Raw genomic sequence first — 21,320 nt, forward strand, 5'->3', positions numbered from 1 at the left:
TAGTTTAAATTTTAATGAAATTTATCAATTAATGAAAACGGTGTCAAAACAGTATGCGAGATGTCTCTCACTTTAGTTAAATAGTTAATGCTCGTTAAAACATATGATTTGAAAGGGTGAACATAAATGGAAAAGTCAATCATGAAAAAAGCTTGGAACATGAGTTGGGATGCACATTATAAAGTAAAGCAGCTCTTAACTTTTTCAACTGCAAGAAAGTTAGAACAGAAATCAGCAGTAAGTAATAAGGATATTACTAATAAAACAGGAACAGGTGATGGGAAACAACCAAGCTATCAGACCTCTCAACTCATAGGTCTAATTTTAGGACCCTTGCTATTTGCATTAACAATGTTGTTTTTTGCACCAGAGGGGTTGAATGATAGTGCAAAAGCAGTATTAGCAACTACATTATGGGTTGCAGTATGGTGGATTACAGAAGCGATTCCTATTCCGGCAACGTCGCTGTTACCTCTCATTTTATTACCAATTACCGAGGCAGTTGGCGGGGGAGATGTTGCATCATCATATGGGAACCCGATTATCTTTCTGTTTTTAGGTGGGTTTTTAATTGCTCTAGCGATGGAAAAATGGAATTTACACAAACGTATTGCAGTTATTATCGTATCAATCATCGGGATAAGTCCTAAACGAATTATTCTAGGTTTCATGTTGGCAACAGGTTTTTTATCAATGTGGGTTTCCAATACCGCAGCAGTTATGATGATGATTCCAATCGGAACAGCGATTACGTATCAAGCGGTACAGAATTCAAGGAATTCATTAGGAGAAGGTTCAATCAAAACCTTTGAAAAGGCTGTCATTTTCGGGATTGGGTTTTCTGGTACCATTGGTGGATTTGGAACTTTAATCGGAACACCTCCAAATATCATATTAGCAGGGACAGTACAAGCGCTATATGGTGTAGATATCTCTTTTGCAACATGGTTGTTCTTTGCAGCACCTATTGTCGTTATCTTACTATTCGCTTCTTGGTATTTTCTTGTAAATATTGCTTTCCCTGTTAAGATGAAAGAACTTCCTGGCGGGAAAGAAATAATTAATCAAGAACGAGTAAACTTAGGGAAAATGAGCTTTGAGGAAAAAGCGGTACTAGCTGTGTTTGTATTTGCAGCATTTATGTGGATTTCAAGGTCCTTTTTATGGGACGGTGTCATTCCAGGTATTAGTGATGCAATGATTGCTGTATGTGCTGGTATTCTATTATTTTTAATTCCGTCAAAGAATACAAGTGGTAAATTATTAGAATGGGACGTATCAGCAAAGCTTCCGTGGGGTGTTTTGTTACTATTCGGTGGAGGTTTAGCCATTGCAACGGGATTTAAAGAAACTGGTTTGGATGCCTGGATTGGGCAACAGTTAACTATAATAGATGGTCTTAACTTTATTTTAATGATTATTATAATAACTGCTTTTGTATTATTCTTAACTGAAATTACGTCAAATACTGCGACTGCTACAATGATCTTACCAATATTAGCTGGTCTTGCTCTTGCTATTAATGTACATCCATTTGCACTTATGGTTCCAGCAGCAATGGCAGCAAACTGTGCGTTTATGTTACCAGTTGGAACACCACCAAATGCTATCATATATGCCACAGAAAGAATTACAATTTCTGAAATGGTAAAAAGCGGATTCTGGCTTAATATATTTGCGACAATCTTGATTGTTCTTGCTGTATACTTTATTTTACCTGTCATTATGGGCATTGACCTTACTAACTTCCCAACGGAATTCAAATAAGAAATAGTAACGGTTATCCGTTAAACGATTAGGAAAGGAAGAGATTAGCACACATAGGTGTACAAATCTCTTCCTTTTTTACATTTACTATAATAACAGAAAAAGTATTGTAACAATTTACAATTAATGATAATATACTTATTGAAATAAAGTGTAACACATATATTGATTATAACTATAATTGTATAACACATTTAAGTTAATTGTTTATTCTAATTAAAGGCTAATCTAGTAAATTATCAAAAGATATTTAAGTAACGAAACTAGTTTGCTAATGGATACTAAAATAGAAAAGAATAGGAGAGGACATGTGAATAAGAAGCCAATTGTCTATGTAATTTCTGACTCCGTTGGAGAAACAGCGGAGTTGATGGTAAAAGCAGTTGCCTCTCAATTTAATGGAGGAGAAGTTGAGATCCAGCGTATATCTAATGTCGATAATATTACCGCTCTTAATAATACGATTACAGCCGCTAAGTACAGTCATTCGATCATTGCCTATACGATAGTCATTCCATCTTTAAAGGAATATCTTGACAAGAGGACAAAAGAGGAAGGAATTATTGCCATTGATTTAATGAATCCACTTATGGAAGCCTTTGCCCGTACATTTAATAAAGAACCTAAACGAGAACCAAGGCTAATGAGAAAATTGGATGATAACTACTTCAGAAGAGTGGAAGCCATTGAATTCGCTGTTAAATATGATGATGGTCAAGAAATGCGAGGGATAAACCGTGCTGATATTGTATTAATTGGAGTATCCAGAACATCAAAGACACCGCTTTCCATGTATTTGGCTCATAAGGGCTATAAAGTGGCAAATGTGCCTTTGGTGCCAGAAGTCCCCCCTCCTGATGGACTGTTTGAAATTCAGAAAAATAAATGTGTTGGTTTGGTGATAGCACCAGATAAACTCAATGAAATTCGTAAAGAACGATTAAAAAATTTAGGCTTAAACACGCTTGCAAAATATGCAGATTTAGAGCGAATCCTCCTAGAATTGGACTATGCTGAAAACATTATGAAACGTATAGGCTGTCCAGTCATTAATGTCTCAAATAAAGCTGTAGAAGAAACCGCGGATTTGATATTAGCGATGTTAAAAATGAAAGGAGCATCTGTTCATGAATAAATTTGTTTATATGTTTGATGAGGGGAATGGCAATCAAAAGGAACTTTTAGGAGGCAAGGGGGCGAACCTTGCAGAAATGACTAGAATTGGGTTGCCAGTTCCATATGGGTTCACGATTTCAACGGAGGCATGCAATGCTTATTATGATACGGGAAAAGCCATTCCAGCTGAAATCGAGACTCAAGTATTGAAAGCTCTTAAGAACTTGGAACAAAAAACAGGGAAAAGACTTGGAGACTCGTCAAATCCGTTACTTGTTTCTGTTCGTTCTGGTGCTGTGCATTCGATGCCGGGAATGATGGATACTATATTAAATCTTGGCATGAATGATGAGACGGTGGTGGGGATGGCAGAGCTTACAAATAATGCACGTTTTGCCTATGACTCTTACCGCCGGTTTATTCAAATGTTCAGTGATGTTGTTCTTAAGGTCGATAGTTTTTACTTTGAACAGCTCTTAGAAGAAGTTAGAGATGAAAAAGGGTATCGTTCTGATCCTGAAATGTCTGCTGAAGATTGGCAAGAAGTAATCCAAGGCTACAAAAAAATTGTTCAGAAACATGCAAGAAGGGTATTTCCTGAAAATCCACTGGAGCAATTGTACTTATCGATCAGTGCTGTATTCGATTCTTGGAATAACCAACGTGCTGTGGTGTACCGCCGCCTTCAAAAAATCCCTGGTCATCTTGGAACGGCAGTAAACATTCAAAGCATGGTCTTTGGAAATATGGGTAACGATTCTGGAACGGGAGTTGCTTTTACGAGAAACCCTTCTACAGGGGAAGCAAAACTATATGGAGAATATTTGATCAACGCTCAAGGAGAAGATGTTGTTGCTGGGATTCGTACCCCGCAGCCAATCGTGACACTCCAAAATGAAATGCCCGAAGTCTATCAACAATTTGTTGAAACTTGCAATCTTCTAGAACAACACTATCAAGATATGCAAGATATTGAGTTTACCGTAGAGAGCGGAAAGCTTTTTATTCTTCAAACGCGTACTGGTAAAAGAACGGCTCAGGCGGCTATTCGAATTGCAGTTGAATTAATGAAGGATAATATTATTAGCAAGGAAGAAGCCATCTTGCGTGTAGACCCGGATCAGCTGAACCAGCTGCTCCATCGTAGAATAGATGACTCTTTTAAACGAACAGCATTAGCAAAAGGTTTGCCGGCTTCACCAGGTGCAGCAACAGGGAAAGTCGTATTTGATGCCGACGATGCGGAAAGAATAGCGAAAGAGGAACAAAAGGTTATTCTTGTACGCCCAGAAACGACTCCGGATGATATTCACGGAATTGTTGCTGCCGAAGCAACGGTAACTAGCCGTGGAGGAATGACAAGCCACGCAGCTGTTGTTGCAAGAGGGATGGGAAAAGCTTGTATTTGCGGGTGTGAAGCATTAAATATTGATATAGCACTAAAGCAATTTAAAGTTGGGGATACAGTCGTAAAAGAAGGCGATATTATTACAATTGATGGATCAACAGGGGAAATCTTCTTAGGGGAGACACCGATGATTGAACCGCAGCTTTCCGATGAGTTTCAATTATTGCTTACTTGGGCTGATGATATAAGAAAACTTGGTGTAAGAGCAAATGCTGACAATCCAGAAGATGCAAAAAAGGCAATTGAATTTGGAGCTAGCGGGATCGGCCTATGCCGTACAGAACATATGTTCATGGATGCAACTCGTATTCCAATCGTTCAAGAGATGATTCTGGCGGATACATTTGAAGATCGTGAAACCGCCCTTAGTAAGCTTTTGCCAATGCAACAAGAGGATTTTGAGGGGATTTTTGAAGTGATGCAGGGACATCCTGTCACGATCCGCTTATTAGATCCTCCTCTTCATGAGTTCTTGCCAGACAAAGATGAGTTATTGGTCGAGGTGACAAAGCTTCAGCTGACAGAGCCAAATTCTAAAAAATTGTTAGATAAGGAACAGTTGTTAAGGAAAGTACGCCAATTACATGAATTCAATCCAATGCTGGGTCACCGTGGTTGCCGACTTGGAATGTCCTATCCGGAAATTTATGTTATGCAAGCAAAAGCAATCTTTTATGCAATCGCTAAAGTAACTGCTAAAGGAATTGACGTAAAACCAGAAATCATGATCCCATTAGTAGGCCATGTCAATGAGTTAAAACAAATGCGGCAATTGGTTATCCATGCTGGTGAACAAGTAAAAGAAGAAATAGGTATTAAATTGGATTATCTTATTGGAACGATGATAGAAGTTCCCCGGGCAGCCTTAACAGCGGATGAAATTGCAGAGGAAGCAGACTTTTTCTCCTTTGGAACAAATGATTTAACACAAACAACATTTGGATATAGTCGTGATGATGCAGAAGGTAAATTCCTTCAAGCTTATATTGAAAACAAAGTTTTACCTGAAAACCCATTCGCTTCTCTTGACCAACAAGGAGTGGGGAAACTGGTACAAACAGGTGTTCAACTAGGCAGAGCCACAAAGCCAAACTTAAAAACAGGAATATGCGGGGAACATGGTGGAGAGAAAAACTCTATTCAATTCTGTCATAATGTTGGATTGGATTATGTAAGCTGTTCACCATACCGCGTACCTCTAGCACGTCTTGCAGCTGCTCAAGCAACGCTTGAAAACGAACAAAAACAGCCTATAAATGTACTTCAAACGTAAAAATAAACAAATAGAAGTTGCCTTCAATGGGGCAGCTTCTTTTCATTATCAACATGTTGAAGAAGGGATTTCCTCCTGCGGACATCTTACACATTCATTGATATCGAGTAATCTGTATAGGCGAATAGGTGAATTAAATGGTATAATATACTAAAACAGAAATAGAGGTTTAAAATGAGTGGAGAAAGAAAGCCAGAAGATTACTTGCATCTGCTAGCAGAACATTCTGAGGACTACATAAAAAACTTAAAGGCAGGGTATACATCAACTAATAAAGAATTAAGTGAAAAATTAATATGGAAAAACATGTGCAAGTACATTGGACAAAACATCAGAACTCTAGCATTTTGGGTAAAGTTAGTTATCCCTTTTGTAACGGGGGGAACACTTTGGATCCCTTTTTATCCGTTTAATGTCATGACAACAGAGGGTAAAGTCATAATATCAGGATTAATAGTTGTAGCGACTATTCTTTACTGGAGAAAAGCTACAATAAATTTAATGCGACAGCCAAGCAATAAAGATTTTTTTAACTTAGGTGCATACGAGAAGTATAACAAAGAAGAATTTGATGCGTTTTCACTTCTAATTAGTGATGGTCATTTTTCATTTAAAAAGATAAAAGATGATTTAAAAACTCCTTCCATTAGTCAAAAGCACAATGAAATAACAGATGCCAGGATAGAGGAACAAAAAATTTTCCTTCGATATTTAACGGAAACGATCAGACAAAAAGATAAAGAAATTACTAAATTGAATATAGAGATAAAAGAATTAAACGCCAATATTAAAAAGCATGAATCGTCCAATGAAGAGGTAAAAGAGGAAATTGATAACTTAATGAAGACGATTCGTTCCTTAGAAAAGGAAAAAGAAATTTACACTAGGATTGTTGATAATACACAGAAGAATCTGCAAATGTTTGCTGACAAGGATTTTAGTAGTGATGTTTTAGATGATTTGCAATTTGATTATCATTTCTCTATATATGAATTTCAAGTAGATAAAAGTTTTAAGTATATAACGAGTAAAGGACCAAATAAACATCTTCTCCCTAAAGAAATTAAACATTCAGAAAGAAATAACACTATTATCAAAGCAAATAAACGAAAAGGAGAAACCACTCATGGAGACGAAGAAATTGTAAAGGTCATTCCTGTCTCTGAAACTAAGGTTATGGCTGTTCAATTGCATTTAACCGATGAACAGATTGATATATTAAATGACGACTTGCACCATTTGAATAAAACTACTAGAATTAATATAGAGGCAACATTCAGATTATTTTGGGTATGCCTCTTGATACAGCAATCAGTAAATGAACTAAAAACCAACTTAAAAGGAGCTGAGAACGAATGAGTAAATTAAAGGCTACCTTGAATTTCAATAAAAGTTTAGAAGAAATGATCCGGGAAGAACGTGAAGAAAGTAAGAAACGAAATGAAGCAGCGATTGAAAGGGCTAGAAGCGTCAGAGGTAAGATATATTCACCCAACAAGAAAAGCAGAGTAAAAACAGTGGGCTAGGAGTCATTACTCCTAGCCTTTAATTTTGTTACCAATCGATTTACCCGGCTAGTTATCTCCTGACTTCTTCTTGCACTAAATTGACGTTCTTCTTCAATCATCATTTCTAGTGGTCTCTTATCTATCATCGCTTTTAATTTTTTCTTATATCCGATGTTAATCCCACCTTTTTTTATGATTCGTTCAAATGTATGTCATATTGCATTATTTTATGCAGAATCTGTCATTTATAAACATTTTTTTACTGTTGACCTGCTACTTTATTTATTAACAGTCGTTGGATTGACGAAAACTATTGGACATTCAGGGACCGCTTTTTATGATGAAGTAGGTGTAAAATAGCTAATGAAATAGGGGAAGAGGTGGTTAAACTAGAAGATTACCCTCTAAAATAAAGATGAGTAAAATGGATATTATAATTATTTCTGTTTGGATTGGACTAACATTGCCAATTAGGTTCGAGTTAGTTAAGAGCGTTAATGAGGGTTCATATAATATCTTTGTCTGGAGGGTTTGATGATTCTGGTGTCTTTACAGAGAAACTCTCTGCTAGGCGGGTATCCTAGCTAAGAATGCATTACAACCAATTGTGTTAATTCTGTTGTCAAAAAACCCTTCCATATAGGAGGGTTTTAATCATAGTACTTTTGATTTAATGTCCTCAATAAAATAGTAATTAGGCTTAACTGCACCACGATTATGTAGTTCATGAAATAAATTACGATATTGAAGGAATGTTAATTTTTCTTGTATGTATTTAAGTTGAACGTAATCTAATAACTCGTTAACATTTGAGGGCTTTTCTTTTTTATAAAGCATGAAGCTGTTTGTCAATTCTTCAATAGTCATAAATAAATAACCCCTTTCGATGATAGCGCTTACAAATAATTATAACACAGAAAGTTCCGAATCCCCTTTTTTAGAAAATTCATACTTTAATGGGGTTTGGATATTTGGAGGTATCATATTATTTTATTCTCTATATTTGTCAATAAAGTCACTTTTAAAAAATAAGCAATAATTGTATGGGATAATTTGATTAATGAGTGCAATTGATCCTAAAGAGACTTTTAAGGAAGCGTTGGTTGACTTAGTATCAGATTTAATTGGGTGGCAAGTTCCTGGTGTTTTTTCTGGAATAAAAGCTTGGTTATTGTTTATTTGGTTTAAAATGTTAATTTTAGTTTTATTGGGTGGTTTACTTTTTATATTAGGTTTGTTCTAATTCAAAAGAAGAGTATAGACTATTTTTCGTTGCAGAAAAAATAACTAGTATTGGAGGAGTGCAATTAGTGTTTGCGGATTTCAATGAACAAATAACATACGATACTGTTACGGGAGTGGGTTATATATTTTTAACCGCCCATACGGTTACGGTTATGGAAGAGGTTTTGCCTTAATTGTTGTGCTGTTTATCTTACTCATTATCATAGGCGCTTCTGCTATAAAATACTAGATTATAGAGAGGTGACTTACAATGCTATTTCTTTAGCGTGTAGGTCACCTCTTTATATAATTACGAATAAAAAGCCTTCATAAAAAATCTTAAAAATAGGACACTCACTATACCAAATGCTTTGATATAACATACATTAGTTAGTGAATAAGGCAAGACCATTTAATTAAGAAGTGAGGGAGGTAGTATAGGTATGTCTTGTGAGTATTATTACAATATATGTAGTAAAAATATAGGTGCAGAAGTTGAAATAAGAGATCGTCACGGAAAAGTTTATGTTGGACAAATTGAACGAGTAGATCGTGAACGTGTTTTTCTTCGGACTGTAGGTCCATCACATGGACACGGGCATGGAATGTACTTTTTTGCAGCAGCAGCATTAACCGCAATTGCATTAGTATCAATCGTAGCTTTCAGGTTCCGTCGAAGACCATTTTTCTATTAACTATAATATAAAATGTTAATATAGAGGATGTGCTCTTGGTATGCAGAAGAAAGAGTCATTTTTAGTACCCTTTAAAACCCAAAATTTAATCTTTAGAGATCTTACAATGGATGATAAAAACGACATTTATTGTCTTTATTCTGACCCTAATGTTTTGATGTTAGACCAAAGTGAACCTTTTAAAGATCTATTAGAGGCTGAAGAATTGGTTCGGAATTTCAAGGAATCTAATCAGAGTTATACCAGTATAAGTTGGGGAATTGAATTAAAAGAAACAAATAAGATCATAGGAACTTGTGGCTTCAAAAAGTGGGATAGACTATCACAGCATGCAGAAATCGGCGGTAATATTTCAAGTAAAGAATGGGGTAAAGGTTTTGGAAAGGAAACGTTAATGTTTCTAATGGAATACGGATTTACAAAAATGTATTTAAATAAAATTTATGCATATACAAATGTTAAAAATCGTAGTGTTATTAAATTAATGAATAAAAATGGATTCCTGCAAGAGGGAATTCTTCGTGAACATCAGTTCCTAGGGGAAGAATACAACGATGTATTAGTCTTTTCAATACTAAAAAAGGAATATAACCAAGGGCAAAACCTCTTTCGCAAATAGTTGTACTGTTTCATACAGTACAACTATTTGTTTTTCAGTATGTATTCATTTCATCACTGATCATACTGATGAATCAAAGTGCCTATACATTCCCAAATCATAATGAATATTATATAGGGTTAACTAGACTAATATAAAACATAATAAAATTAAGGACTCAACTTAAAATACCAAACAAGTTAAACAAGATCTTGAAAGGCTAGGTATTTTTGCAAAAAAATCCTTAACTGTTTCATTCCCTAATGTCCCGGAGGAATTTTTACCTTCATTTGTACGCGGAGTCATTGATGGTGATGGTTGGGTTGATAATGAAGGTTATTGTATGAATGTAACAACTAGTAGTAAATGGTAGTAAAAAATAGGATTTAGTATATAAAAGATTTAAACTTACAGTAGGCATGTAAGTTTTTTATTTTTTATTCTAGTTTACATAATATATATTATAGGAAGTCAAAAACAAAAAAGGTAATATATCTCAAAACTTAAGTAAACTCAAAATAGTGAGACGAAAATAGAAAATTTATTTTACTAATTTATGTTCTTCTACAAACAAAACCATCCAATTTCAATATTTAATATTGAAATTGGATGGTTTTGTTGAATTGTAATTATTAGATTTGTATGATTTATTTACTTTGTTTTTCTTCTTCAGAAATAACTTCTTCATACCAATAGTCTAAAACTTTTGCGTCTAAAACTTTTGATTGTACATATTTAGCTTGTTTTTCTGTAAAGGCTTGGCTCCAGTCTATGTCTAGTTCTTGAGCAATCTTTACTACTGTTAATAATTCTTGCCATGCTACATATCGTTTGTACCAAAAAAATTGTGGTTGCTCACTCATGTATGGGTATAAATCGTCGAATTCAGTGTGTTTACAATCAATTGTTCGTTCGAATTGCACTTTTGCTGTTTCAATTTTCTGAATAAAGAAATTGGACATCTCTTGTTTCATCATATTTATCACCTACATCTATTATTTTTTAATGGCAAGACATTGTAATAAAACTTAACTATAATATTACTCTATCATAAAGATGTGTCTGTATCCAGTAACTTCTTCTATAGTTTACATAATATTATTATGTAATACAAAATAATTCTTATATATTAGGTGCTTTCTAGCATAATTTTTGTTATATGTTGTCTTTCATTTAGATTTTTGCTTCACTTCTGTTTTAGTTCCTCTTCATCATTATTTCTTATTTCAAGTTTAATTTGGTTAGTTAAGTAATAAATGCCGAAAAAAAATGATGAGTAATTTACTCATCATTTTTTGGTTCGGTACTAACAATTTGCCATATTTGGTTAACTTCCCCATCTGTCGAGCTGTCTATAACAAAAGAACCGTTACTGTAGCGGTCATTTGGTCTTAAATGAGCTACCTCAACAAACGCTTTTGCGTTATTTTTTGTTAAGAGTATGATTTGTTCGGCATCTGATACTTTTTCAATACCGACAATTCGATGCGGCTGACTTTTTAATTCACGTAACATAACGAGTCCTCGTTTTGCTCGTGTAGACTTATCAAATTCAGTGATCGACATCTTCTTGACAGCTCCACGTTGTGTAGCGATAAAGAAATAAACATCGTCATTTAAATTAAATGTGTATCCATTTACTACATAATCGTCTTTTTTCAAGTTAATCCCTTTAACTCCAGCTGCTCGTTGCCCTACGATACTTACTTCCTCTTCTCCAAACCATAGTCCATATCCTTGATTTGTTCCCAAGAAGATCTCCGTGGTTCCGTTCGTTAGATGTACATTGACAACTTCATCCGCTTCTTTAAGCTTCACAGCAACAAGTGGCTTTGTAAAACGCTGTGCTTTATATAATGATAATTGGCTTCGTTTCACCATTCCATTTTTCGTTATAAATAATAAGTATTCGTCTTCACTAAAGTCTTTGATAATCATTGAATGTAGAATTTCATCTTGACGGTCTAAACCAGAAACAAGATTAGCTACATGTTGACCGTTGTCTTTCCAACGTATGTCTGGGAGTTGATGTACAGGTAAATGCAAATAGTTTCCTAGCTTTGTGAAGATTAGGAGTGTATCTATCGTATTTGTATAATAATGGCCAATTACATAGTCTTCTTCTTTCATTCCAGGTGGTTCACTGTTGGAAGCTGCGTAAGAACGAAGGCTTGTTCGTTTTACATAACCTTCCTTTGTAACAGTGACAATGACATCTTCAGCTGGGACGAGAACCTCAAGGTCAATTTTAATTTCTTCTACGTCTTTTTTTATAATCGTTCTTCGTTCATCAGCAAATTTGTTCTTGATTTGTAGTAAATCTTTTTTTATGACACTGATTAATTTGGCTTCACTTTTTAGAATACCTTCTAATCGATTAATTTGTTTCACTAATTCATCTGCTTCTTTTTGTAATGTTGTAATATCTGTATTTGTTAAGCGATAAAGTTGTAACGTCACGATTGCTTCTGCTTGAGGTTCGGTGAACTCAAATCGTTCTATGATGTTATCTTTTGCATCACGCTTATCTTTAGAGGAGCGGATTGTTGTAATTACTTCATCTAGTATTGAGATTGCTTTAATCAGACCTTCAACGATATGAGCACGTTCTTGAGCTTTACGTAGTTCATATTTGGACCTACGCGTAATCACTTCTTTTTGATGGGAAACATAAGCTTGCAGCATTTCTTTTAGACCTAGTAATTGAGGTCGTTTATTGTGAATGGCAACCATATTGAAGCTATACGTCACTTGTAAGTCTGTATTTTTATATAAATAGTTTAAAATCGCTTCTGCACTTGCGTCTTTTTTTAGTTCAACGACAATGCGAAGACCCGTTCGGTCTGTTTCGTCTCGTACTTCAGCAATACCGTCAACTTTTTTATCAAACCGAAGCTCGTCCATTTTTTTCACAAGATTTGCTTTAATGATTTCGTATGGTATTTCTGTTATAACAATTTGTTGACGACCGCCTTTGAGCTCTTCAATTTCGGTTTTTGCCCGCAGTACGACTTTCCCTTTTCCAGTTTGGTAGGCTTGTTTTATACCGTCAATTCCTTGTGCGATACCGCCTGTTGGAAAATCAGGGCCCTTCACAAATTCCATTAGGTCATCTAGACTCGCAAGTGGATTTTCCATTAAATGAATAGCACCATCAATCACTTCTCCTAGGTGATGAGGGGGAATATCAGTCGCGTATCCGGCGGAAATCCCAGTTGAACCGTTGACCAGTAAATTAGGAAACATTGATGGTAATACGACAGGCTCCTCCTGTGTATCATCGAAATTTGGAATAAAATCAACTGTTTCTTTATCAATGTCACGTAAAAGTTCTGAGGCAATTGATGATAACCTGGCCTCAGTATAACGCATAGCTGCTGGTGGATCCCCATCAATCGATCCATTATTTCCGTGCATTTCAACTAGAAGGTTTCGGAGCTTCCAATCCTGACTCATTCGGATCATCGCATCGTACACCGACGTATCACCGTGTGGATGGTAATTACCGATAACATTACCAACAGTCTTCGCTGCTTTTCGGAAAGGTTTATCCGCCAAGTTTCCTTCACGATACATCGCATATAAAATTCGGCGTTGTACAGGTTTTAATCCATCACGCACATCTGGCAGCGCACGATCTTGGATAATGTATTTACTGTAGCGACCAAAGCGATCGCCAATGACTTCTTCTAGTGGTAGGTCTAAGTAGCGCTCTGTCTGTGCCAATTTAATCCTCCTTCGTTACCATAATATTTTCGTTTTCTAATATATTAGTATCCTCTTCTAAGCCAAATGCAACGTGAGACTCGATCCATTTACGTCGTGGTTCTACTTTGTCTCCCATTAGCGTCGATACCCGTTTTTCCGCACGAGCAATATCATCAATTTTTACGCGAATAAGCGTTCGTGTTTCCGGATCCATTGTCGTTTCCCACAATTGGGTAGCATTCATCTCACCAAGACCTTTGTAACGCTGGATCGTATAGCCTTTACCAATCTTTTTTATTGCTTTTTGCAATTCATCTTCATCCCAGGCATATTCAAGGACTTCCTTCTTACCTGTACCCTTACTTACCTTGTATAGTGGGGGGAGTGCGATATACACTTTTCCAGCCTCAACGAGTGGCTTCATATAACGATAAAAGAAAGTTAATAGTAATACTTGAATGTGAGCCCCGTCAGTATCGGCATCTGTCATAATGACGACTTTATCATAGTTAATATCTTCAATTGAGAAGTCAGCACCGACTCCAGCACCTATCGCATGGATAATCGTACGAATTTCTTCGTTTTTCATAATGTCATCTAATTTCGCTTTTTCTGTGTTTATTACTTTCCCGCGTAGTGGTAGGATCGCTTGGAATTTCCGGTCTCGTCCTTGCTTTGCAGACCCTCCTGCTGAGTCTCCCTCGACTAAGTAAAGTTCGTTTCGACTTGGGTTCTTCGATTGTGCTGGAGTTAATTTTCCGCTAAGGAGAACGTCTTTTTTCTTGCTCTTTTTGCCGCTTCTTGCTTCTTCACGCGCTTTTCGTGCCGCTTCGCGCGCTTGTGCAGCTTTAATCGCTTTTTTAATAAGCATCGTACTTAAATCTGGGTTTTCCTCAAAGAAATAAGCGAGTTTTTCAGAGACAAGCGCATCAACAGCTGAACGAGCATCCGCTGTTCCTAATTTCCCTTTCGTTTGTCCTTCAAATTGTAGCTTTTCTTCCGGTACTCGAACCGAGATAATTGCAGTAAACCCTTCGCGAATATCTGAACCATCTAAGTTTTTGTCTCGTTCTTTTAGTAATTTTGCTTTACGTGCATACTCATTAAAGGCTCGAGTCATCGCCGTTTTTGCCCCTGCTTCATGCGTTCCACCGTCTTTTGTTCGGACATTGTTAACGAAAGATAATACGTTTTCGGTATAGGCGTCATTAAATTGAAACGCAAACTCGATATCAATCCCGTTTTGTTCTCCATTAAAAAAAATAACAGGCATCAATGTTTCTTTATCTTCATTTAGATATTCCACAAATGCTTCAATTCCGGTTTCATAATGGAAAGCTTCAGTTGCCTCTTTGTCTTTTCGTTCATCAACTAATTCTATTTTCAGCCCTTTGAGCAAGAAGGCTGCTTCTCTTAATCGTTCAGTTAACGTTTCAAAATTAAAGGTCGTTACACTGAATATCGTAGGATCTGGTTTGAAGTGAATTTTCGTTCCTGTTTTCTTTGTTGTTCCGACTTTTTCTAATGTCGTAACAGGCTTTCCTCCGTGCTCAAAGCGTTGACGATAGATCTTCCCATCTCGTTTAATTTCGACGACGAGCCATTCAGATAAAGCATTAACAACTGAAGCACCTACCCCGTGAAGTCCACCACTTGTTGCATAACCGCCCTGGCCAAATTTTCCTCCAGCATGTAAGACCGTAAGAATGACTTCAGGTGTTGGTTTGCCCATTTTATGCATCCCCGTAGGCATACCACGACCATCATCAATTACACTAATGGAGTTATCTTTATGTACCGTAACTTTTATATAATCACCGTAGCCTGCAAGTGCTTCGTCTACAGCGTTATCTACAATTTCATAAACTAAATGATGTAATCCGCGACTGTCAGTACTACCAATGTACATTCCAGGGCGTTTTCGGACGGCATCTAAGCCTTCTAGTACCTGTATGGCATCATCATTGTATTCTAATTTCTGTTTAGTCGCCAATTGAAAGCTCCTTTCCCTCGCTCATATTCATTTTTTTCTTTGTCTATAGAATAGAACTATAACCTAAAACAAGGAAAAAATCTAATTTCTCCTTAAACAATATATCACAAAAGAACATCTGTTTCTTTGTATATTTTGTACTTAATCGCGTTTTTCCTGCTTTTTATTGAAAAATGTTCGTGCAGTATATTTTATCTAGTAAAAGAAAGTCCTTAACTTTTACTATCGTTAAGGACTTTACGTAACTATTTTGTTAACGCATGCTCCACTTTAATACATCGATCCATAATCGTCTTCACACCATGTTCCGTTAAAAATTCATAAGCTTGTTCATTTTGAAGTCCGAGTTGTGCCCAGTATACATCTGGCTTAATTTCAACGGCTTCTTTCGCTACATCGAGGAGATGCTCACTTCTTCTAAACACATTGACAATATCAACATGACCGTCAATATCTTTTAAACTTCCGACTGCCTTTACTCCGAGTATTTCTTCTCCCACAGCTGCTGGGTTAACAGGGATGATCTCGTATCCTGCACTTTGCATCGCCTCAGAAACCATATAAGAAGTTCTTTCCGTGTTTGTGGATAAGCCAACAACTGCAATCCGCTTACTACGTTTTAAGATTTCTCCGATTTCAGTGCGACTAGGATTTTCAATCGCCATATATAATCACTCCTTTGTATTCCCTTTTATCATACGATATGTTTTCATCTCTCATACATTCAGCGTAATCTACAAAATTCCTGCTCTTTTTTCATATTTTTTACTTGAAAAGAAATAATAAATAATTAAAGGTACTATTTTAAAACGATAGCAATTAGCACTATAGTGAGGTGAAATAATGATCCGACTACAGACAAAACTATTACAGCTACGATCAAGCTTTTTGTTTTTACCTAGCTTTTATAGTGTTATTGCTATCGTTCTCTCCTTTATCTTTATTCAATTGGACTATCACCTTTTTTATTCAACACGAATAGGAACTAAAATCCCTGCTATTTTTTTCACGGATTTAGAATTAGCACAAACATTATTAGGTACAATTTCAGCTTCTTTGTTAACGATGACTACAATTTCCTTTTCAACAATTATGGTCGTACTCACTACCTATCTATCACAATTTTCTCCACGAACACTACAAAACTTTGTCAATGATCATCATACTCAGCGCATACTAGGTGTGTTCATTAGTGGGTTTATTTTTTCAATCGTTACGCTTTTATTAATGCGAGAAAAAGACGGGTTATCGTTATTTTTTTCTCCTACCGTTGCTGTTATTTATGCGATGGTTTGTGTAGGGTTTTTCGTGTTTTTTATTCACCACGTTTCACTTTGGATCCAAGTGAGTAATTTAATTCACCAAATCTCGATGAATACAATCGAATCGATCCATAAAAATTATCAGGATAAGCAAGTGGCACATCACGATGCCCCGTGGGATGATTGGGAAAGTGCTGAGATCAAACAAAAAGAACCTTTGTTCGCTTATGTGAGTGATCCTGGTTATTTACAAATAATTGATCATCAACCCCTTATTGAACAAGCAAAGCAGGACGATGTCATTATTGAAATGAGGTTTCAACTAGGCGATTATGTTGATAAGTACACTCCATTTCTGCATATTTGGCCGCTTACAAAAAAAATAAATCCCCAAAAATATTTGTCGTATTTTCATTTTGGGAATGAGCGAGCAATTGTACAGGATGTTGATTTTGGTTTAACAAAGTTGGTCGAAATTTGCTTGAAAGCGTTATCACCAGGGATTAATGATCCTAATACTGCTATTTCTTGTATTAATGAACTTGGTAAGGTATTAACTGTCTTAGGTCAAAAAAATATCGAGCGTTGTTTTTATAATGATGACAATCGAGCACTTCGATTGATGTTAAAGCAACAGCATTTCCGCGATTATCTATACCGTTCCTTCTATCAAGTGCGTCACTATGCAAATGATGATGTTTCTGTATTATCAGCGATACTTGAAGCGTTAAATGTTGTCGCTTCTTACAACGATAACGATGTAAAAAAAGAGATTAAACGTTTTTCAGATTACATCGTTGAGGGTATGAATGAGAAAACGTTTTTGTCGTTAGATGAACAGTATTTACATAAAAAATTGGAGGAGCTTGCCTTACATACAAAAACAGATCATCATGCAAAGCACGAGATTTAATGATAAATCTCGTGCTTTGCATATCATGTTTAAAAGAAAGTGTAATTTCTTCTTAAGAGCTGGAGGATGACAATTGAGTTATCCTCTTTCTTTTGTTTATATTATCTTAAACGAATGATGATAATAAGGACGAGGTGTTGCTGTATGAAAATAATGCATGTTCTTATTGTTTTTTGTCTCCTTTTCCCTATTCATACTCACGCAGAAGTGAATGCTTCAAATTTAAAAGTAACTTTTATTCGCAATGGTCACGTTTGGACAAAAATCAATAACAAAGAAGAAAGAATTACCGAGAAAATAGCTTCCTATACTTCCCTGGAGTGGTCATTTGATGGACGTATGATCCTCTATCAAAAAAAGGAACGAGATGAAGCACAAAATGAAATATGGGTCTATAACCTTAATACAAAAGAACATCATCAAGTATTTTATGATGGCTATAAGCCGAAATGGTCTCCAATTGCAAACCTTGTGGCATTTAAAAGTGATGGGGTTCTCAATATATCTGATTTAAAAAGCTTCTATAATATCGCTCTCGGTGTTTTTGATTATGAGTGGCAGCCCGATGGTAACGGTTTTATTGCCTCTTCTAGTGCTGATCTACGGCCTACTGGGTGGACAAACCCGATACTTTACACGATTACATTAGAAGGTGGTTATAAAAACGTAAAAAGTTTAACTGACCATGTGAAGGAATTGTTTGTAATACCAAGTGAAGTAAAAAAAGGGGATTTAACTGTAATGGCGATTAATGCTTCTTCTCTGATGTATTCACCAGATCAAAAGTGGATTTCTTTTATTGTATCCCCTACGGCTTCGCTGGCGATGGATAGCAATATGCTTTGTGTCATCTCTGCAAATGGTAAAGAATTTGAAGCGATCGATGAGGTTATTCAGTATTTGGATGATCCGAAGTGGGCAGATAAGAGGAATTTATTAGGTTATATTGCAGGAGGTGGCAGAATTGTATTTGGGTTTAAAAATAAAGATTTAAAAGTAACGGATCTTCCCTCTACATCTCAAGTTAATCTAACTCCTCCTAACTATGCAGAGTTAGGGTTTACTTGGGTAAAAGACCATTCTCTAATTGTTTCTAGAGTAAAAGAAAGCGAATGGTCAAATGATCCACAACAACGTCCTAAACCATCGTTATATCTTGTGGATATAAAAGGCCGAAATCAAACCAAAATAACGTACCCTCCAAAAAATTATGGTGATTATCAGCCTCAGTATTTACCCTCTGCGCACAAAGTTACTTGGGTAAGGAGAAGAGAGACGGAAAGTAGCGGGGATTTATGGATAGCAGATCCAAATGGTGAAAATGCAACACCATGGATCCGCAATTTGTCAGGTTACTCTACCTTCTCTAATTGAACACTTTAGCATCTCTTTCTTTCGTCAACATAGTTTCTCTTGGTTATGGCACCTTTACTTTCCATTGAATCTAGCTGTTCAGCCATGATATATTACAAGTACAACAAACCCGAGACGTGATGAACTTCATCACATCTCACTTCAAAACTCTTGCCATAGCGCATACCATACATGCGTTATCTTGAAAGGAATGGAATTAGAAATCCTTCATTTCCCATTCCTCCTTTTACATAATAACCCTACGATGTTAGTACTTCATAATGTCTTAAACCGATACTGTTTTTTAGGGAGTTCATCATTCTATTCCCAACAACAAGCCCTGCAAGCTGGGGGAAGTTGAACGGTCTAGAGAGGACACCCACCTACGAGAGTAGGTTTTTAAGACACTACGAGGTACGGCAGAGTGGGAATCAATATTTAATTAAAATTATTAAACGCTTGGAGCTCATGAGCCCAAGCGGTTTTTTAGTTTGTGCATAATAGTAATTAGTTTCACTTATTTCTTCGATTGCATTTTTATTAACTGAAGCATTTTCTTTATGAATGATACAAATATTGCCTATAATGTGAATAGAACTAAATGAGGTGATGATCATGTGTGGCCGCTTTACTTTAGCAGCTGAACCGACTCTAATTACAGAAGAATTTGATATTGGAAACGTATATGAAGATCAATATTCTGCAAGTTATAACATAGCACCTAGTCAAAATATATTGACTGTCATTAATGACGGTCATGTCAATCGAGCGGGATATCTCCGTTGGGGGCTTATTCCGTCTTGGGCAAAAGACCCAAAAATCGGCTATAAATTAATTAATGCTCGAGCGGAAACACTATCAGAAAAAGTGAGCTTTAAACAAGCTTATAAAAACCGTAGATGTTTAGTAATTGCAGATAGCTTTTATGAATGGAAAAAAGTTGATAAGAAAAAAACACCTATGCGTATAAAGCTTAAAAATCAAGAGGTGTTTGCTTTGGCGGGTTTATGGGAACGCTGGAGATCAAAAGAAGGTACCGTTATTTATACATGTACAATTGTTACAACAAGTCCAAACCTGTTTATGAAAGACATTCATGATCGTATGCCGGTTATTTTATCAAAGGAAGCTCAAAAAACTTGGCTTACGCCTACAATTGATGATCCACAAATCTTAAACAGTCTCCTACAACCTTTCTCACCTGAAGAAATGTTAGCTTACAAAGTATCTTCTGAGGTTAATTCACCAAATAACGATTCCCCTTCATTAATAGCTCCAATAGTATAGAACCGTCCAAACAAAGCTTTTCCAAAAACGAGGCAGACCTCTAACGTCAGCCTTCTCATACATAATTCAGACTTTTTGAAAAAACAATAGTGTGTGAAAATAGTCATCTTTTTAGTATAACGAACATATAATACAATAATTCGATTCATATACACATATTTATATATCGTAAAAGCGCTTTCGTGAAATAGCTAAGTCCTGGTCCTTTAAAATATAATAAGGCTCTTTTCTCAGAGATTGTTGCTTTTAGCTTTTGGACCGTAAGCCAAGCGGATGCTTGGCTCTTCACGCATAGCGTGAAGGTTTTGAAAATAAAATAGCCGTTCAGACAAATGAATTTGTCTTGAAAAGGCTATTTTATTTTCAAAAAACGGTCCAAAAGCAACAAAGTTTACGAAAACAGCCTATAATAAAAAGGAGAAATGTCTATGAAATTCATTCCTAACTTTGGTGAGTTTTATCAAAAGCCGCTCGTTCCTATTGGTGAAAATGACCGGATCTTAGCTTTAGAAAAATTACCTAACCGAGAATTACATGATGGATTTACCCACTGGTTAATTGCCTTAGAAGGAACAGAAGTCTCGCAAAACTGTAACTTTTATCAATGGCGAGTTCTTGTATATCCTGCGAAAACATCTGGTCAGTTTGAATGTCTACACCCATATTTCGTGTCTGCGTTTTTCCCGACCATGGACGATGCCCTAACTTTTACAAAGGAAATAGAAAAAAGAGCTAGTGAAGATCAAATTACAAAGATCCCCCAAGCTGCTAGCTAACATATAAAAAAGAAACAAGATCCTCTCTCGTTTCTTTTTACAGATCTATGTGAACAGATGCACATACATAATCTTTATTCTATCCTCCCTCCTCCCGTTTTTCCTTCATAAACTTTTTCATTAACGAATTAGACTTATTTGGTTTGATGTCGACGCTGTTTTTCCATATCGGTATTTTTAAAAAAGTGATTTACGGTCTCATCCTTGAGCACTAATTCTGAGTAAAAATAGTCTACTACTTTGCCGATCGCTTCTTCGCCACCAACTTTTTCATAAAGTGTTTGTTCCATGGGTTTTCACTCCTATTTTGATTTATATAGAAGTATTTTCCACAGAATATTATTTTTTTTACTTAATAATTTCAAATAAAAAAGCTATCACCAAAATATGGTAATAGCTTTCCTGCGCGAAAATCTCCTTTTATTATTTCTGGAAATAA

At 36.0% G+C, this 21,320-nt stretch carries 18 protein-coding genes, 1 other RNA gene and 1 pseudogene; 14 read left to right on the plus strand and 6 right to left on the minus strand.

The features are described from left to right. Window positions 1–126 precede the first annotated feature (126 nt). From J0N78_RS18580 to J0N78_RS18600, 5 genes are all read left to right on the plus strand, one after another. Window positions 127–1,767, plus strand: coding sequence for an SLC13 family permease (locus tag J0N78_RS18580; protein ID WP_209124610.1), 1,641 nt, complete (start codon window positions 127–129; stop codon window positions 1,765–1,767). Window positions 1,768–2,077: 310 nt separating this feature from the next. Then, a complete protein-coding gene (locus J0N78_RS18585; protein WP_209124611.1) occupies window positions 2,078–2,902 on the plus strand; it encodes a pyruvate, water dikinase regulatory protein in 825 nt (274 codons plus the stop codon). After that, window positions 2,895–5,564, plus strand: coding sequence for a pyruvate, phosphate dikinase (gene ppdK / locus J0N78_RS18590; protein WP_209124612.1), 2,670 nt, complete (start codon window positions 2,895–2,897; stop codon window positions 5,562–5,564). The genes J0N78_RS18585 and ppdK overlap by 8 nt, the downstream gene beginning before the upstream one ends. Before the next feature lie 174 nt (window positions 5,565–5,738). After that, window positions 5,739–6,923 (plus strand): hypothetical protein, encoded by a 1,185-nt coding sequence (locus J0N78_RS18595; RefSeq protein ID WP_209124613.1) that lies wholly within the window; start codon window positions 5,739–5,741, stop codon window positions 6,921–6,923. Then, entirely contained in the window at window positions 6,920–7,090 is a 171-nt protein-coding gene (locus J0N78_RS18600; protein ID WP_209124614.1) for a hypothetical protein, read from the plus strand. Before J0N78_RS18595 ends, J0N78_RS18600 begins: the two co-directional genes overlap by 4 nt. A 636-nt stretch (window positions 7,091–7,726) precedes the next feature. On the opposite strand, the gene yppF is transcribed toward J0N78_RS18600, so the two are convergent. Further along, window positions 7,727–7,939 (minus strand): YppF family protein, encoded by a 213-nt coding sequence (gene yppF / locus J0N78_RS18605; protein WP_209124615.1) that lies wholly within the window; start codon window positions 7,937–7,939, stop codon window positions 7,727–7,729. Window positions 7,940–8,132: 193 nt separating this feature from the next. Between yppF and J0N78_RS18610 the strand changes: the two genes are divergently transcribed. The 4 genes from J0N78_RS18610 (at window position 8,133) to J0N78_RS18625 (ending at window position 9,610) form a co-directional block, all read left to right on the plus strand. Next, a complete protein-coding gene (locus tag J0N78_RS18610; protein ID WP_209124616.1) occupies window positions 8,133–8,315 on the plus strand; it encodes a hypothetical protein in 183 nt (60 codons plus the stop codon). A gap of 126 nt (window positions 8,316–8,441) precedes the next feature. Beyond that, entirely contained in the window at window positions 8,442–8,546 is a 105-nt protein-coding gene (locus J0N78_RS18615; protein ID WP_307794974.1) for a YjcZ family sporulation protein, read from the plus strand. Window positions 8,547–8,739: 193 nt separating this feature from the next. After that, window positions 8,740–8,991 carry a hypothetical protein gene (locus tag J0N78_RS18620; protein WP_209124618.1) on the plus strand — a complete coding sequence of 84 codons (252 nt, stop codon included), beginning with the start codon at window positions 8,740–8,742 and terminating at the stop codon, window positions 8,989–8,991. Window positions 8,992–9,031: 40 nt separating this feature from the next. Next, a complete protein-coding gene (locus J0N78_RS18625) occupies window positions 9,032–9,610 on the plus strand; it encodes a GNAT family N-acetyltransferase (protein ID WP_209124620.1) in 579 nt (192 codons plus the stop codon). 626 nt (window positions 9,611–10,236) lie between these two features. On the opposite strand, the gene J0N78_RS18630 is transcribed toward J0N78_RS18625, so the two are convergent. From J0N78_RS18630 to J0N78_RS18645, 4 genes are all read right to left on the minus strand, one after another. After that, window positions 10,237–10,566: a hypothetical protein gene (locus J0N78_RS18630; RefSeq protein ID WP_209124622.1), complete on the minus strand. Its 330-nt coding sequence runs from the start codon at window positions 10,564–10,566 to the stop codon at window positions 10,237–10,239. 304 nt (window positions 10,567–10,870) lie between these two features. Beyond that, the gene (gene parC, locus J0N78_RS18635; protein ID WP_209124624.1) at window positions 10,871–13,315 is read right to left on the minus strand and encodes a DNA topoisomerase IV subunit A; all 2,445 of its coding nucleotides are present in this window, start codon (window positions 13,313–13,315) and stop codon (window positions 10,871–10,873) included. Window position 13,316: 1 nt separating this feature from the next. Then, window positions 13,317–15,290 (minus strand): DNA topoisomerase IV subunit B, encoded by a 1,974-nt coding sequence (parE, locus tag J0N78_RS18640; protein ID WP_209124626.1) that lies wholly within the window; start codon window positions 15,288–15,290, stop codon window positions 13,317–13,319. A 245-nt stretch (window positions 15,291–15,535) separates the two neighbouring features. After that, window positions 15,536–15,955: a CoA-binding protein gene (locus tag J0N78_RS18645; RefSeq protein ID WP_209124627.1), complete on the minus strand. Its 420-nt coding sequence runs from the start codon at window positions 15,953–15,955 to the stop codon at window positions 15,536–15,538. A gap of 178 nt (window positions 15,956–16,133) precedes the next feature. Here J0N78_RS18645 and J0N78_RS18650 point away from each other — a divergent pair, with 178 nt between their 5' ends. From J0N78_RS18650 to J0N78_RS18670, 5 genes are all read left to right on the plus strand, one after another. Continuing rightward, window positions 16,134–17,465 (plus strand): DUF2254 domain-containing protein, encoded by a 1,332-nt coding sequence (locus J0N78_RS18650; protein WP_209124628.1) that lies wholly within the window; start codon window positions 16,134–16,136, stop codon window positions 17,463–17,465. A 144-nt stretch (window positions 17,466–17,609) separates the two neighbouring features. After that, window positions 17,610–18,839, plus strand: coding sequence for a TolB-like translocation protein (locus J0N78_RS18655; protein ID WP_209124629.1), 1,230 nt, complete (start codon window positions 17,610–17,612; stop codon window positions 18,837–18,839). A 233-nt stretch (window positions 18,840–19,072) separates the two neighbouring features. Beyond that, window positions 19,073–19,253, plus strand: a non-coding RNA gene (gene ssrS / locus J0N78_RS18660) — 6S RNA. A 180-nt stretch (window positions 19,254–19,433) separates the two neighbouring features. Next, window positions 19,434–20,105, plus strand: coding sequence for an SOS response-associated peptidase (locus J0N78_RS18665; protein WP_209124630.1), 672 nt, complete (start codon window positions 19,434–19,436; stop codon window positions 20,103–20,105). Window positions 20,106–20,533: 428 nt separating this feature from the next. Continuing rightward, window positions 20,534–20,881 (plus strand): hypothetical protein, encoded by a 348-nt coding sequence (locus tag J0N78_RS18670; RefSeq protein ID WP_209124631.1) that lies wholly within the window; start codon window positions 20,534–20,536, stop codon window positions 20,879–20,881. A 137-nt stretch (window positions 20,882–21,018) separates the two neighbouring features. On the opposite strand, the pseudogene J0N78_RS18675 reads toward J0N78_RS18670, so the two are convergent. Further along, a pseudogene (locus tag J0N78_RS18675) lies at window positions 21,019–21,171 on the minus strand (truncated hemoglobin); the annotation flags it as partial. Window positions 21,172–21,320 lie beyond the last annotated feature (149 nt).

Origin of the sequence: Alkalihalobacillus sp. BA299 (genome assembly GCF_017745675.1) — a bacterium.
GTDB lineage: Bacteria > Bacillota > Bacilli > Bacillales > Bacillaceae_F > Alkalihalobacterium.

Bases quoted from the DNA above. Each gene is read 5' to 3' on its own strand.
- J0N78_RS18665 (WP_209124630.1), top strand. From the start codon at position 19,434: ATGTGTGGCCGCTTTACTTTAGCAGCTGAACCGACTCTAATTACAGAA.
- J0N78_RS18670 (WP_209124631.1), top strand. From the start codon at position 20,534: ATGAAATTCATTCCTAACTTTGGTGAGTTTTATCAAAAGCCGCTCGTT.
- J0N78_RS18600 (WP_209124614.1), top strand. From the start codon at position 6,920: ATGAGTAAATTAAAGGCTACCTTGAATTTCAATAAAAGTTTAGAAGAA.
- J0N78_RS18650 (WP_209124628.1), top strand. From the start codon at position 16,134: ATGATCCGACTACAGACAAAACTATTACAGCTACGATCAAGCTTTTTG.
- J0N78_RS18610 (WP_209124616.1), top strand. From the start codon at position 8,133: ATGAGTGCAATTGATCCTAAAGAGACTTTTAAGGAAGCGTTGGTTGAC.
- J0N78_RS18655 (WP_209124629.1), top strand. From the start codon at position 17,610: ATGAAAATAATGCATGTTCTTATTGTTTTTTGTCTCCTTTTCCCTATT.
- ppdK (WP_209124612.1), top strand. From the start codon at position 2,895: ATGAATAAATTTGTTTATATGTTTGATGAGGGGAATGGCAATCAAAAG.
- J0N78_RS18645 (WP_209124627.1), bottom strand. From the start codon at position 15,955: ATGGCGATTGAAAATCCTAGTCGCACTGAAATCGGAGAAATCTTAAAA.
- J0N78_RS18595 (WP_209124613.1), top strand. From the start codon at position 5,739: ATGAGTGGAGAAAGAAAGCCAGAAGATTACTTGCATCTGCTAGCAGAA.
- yppF (WP_209124615.1), bottom strand. From the start codon at position 7,939: ATGACTATTGAAGAATTGACAAACAGCTTCATGCTTTATAAAAAAGAA.
- J0N78_RS18630 (WP_209124622.1), bottom strand. From the start codon at position 10,566: ATGATGAAACAAGAGATGTCCAATTTCTTTATTCAGAAAATTGAAACA.
- J0N78_RS18580 (WP_209124610.1), top strand. From the start codon at position 127: ATGGAAAAGTCAATCATGAAAAAAGCTTGGAACATGAGTTGGGATGCA.
- J0N78_RS18620 (WP_209124618.1), top strand. From the start codon at position 8,740: ATGTCTTGTGAGTATTATTACAATATATGTAGTAAAAATATAGGTGCA.
- J0N78_RS18625 (WP_209124620.1), top strand. From the start codon at position 9,032: ATGCAGAAGAAAGAGTCATTTTTAGTACCCTTTAAAACCCAAAATTTA.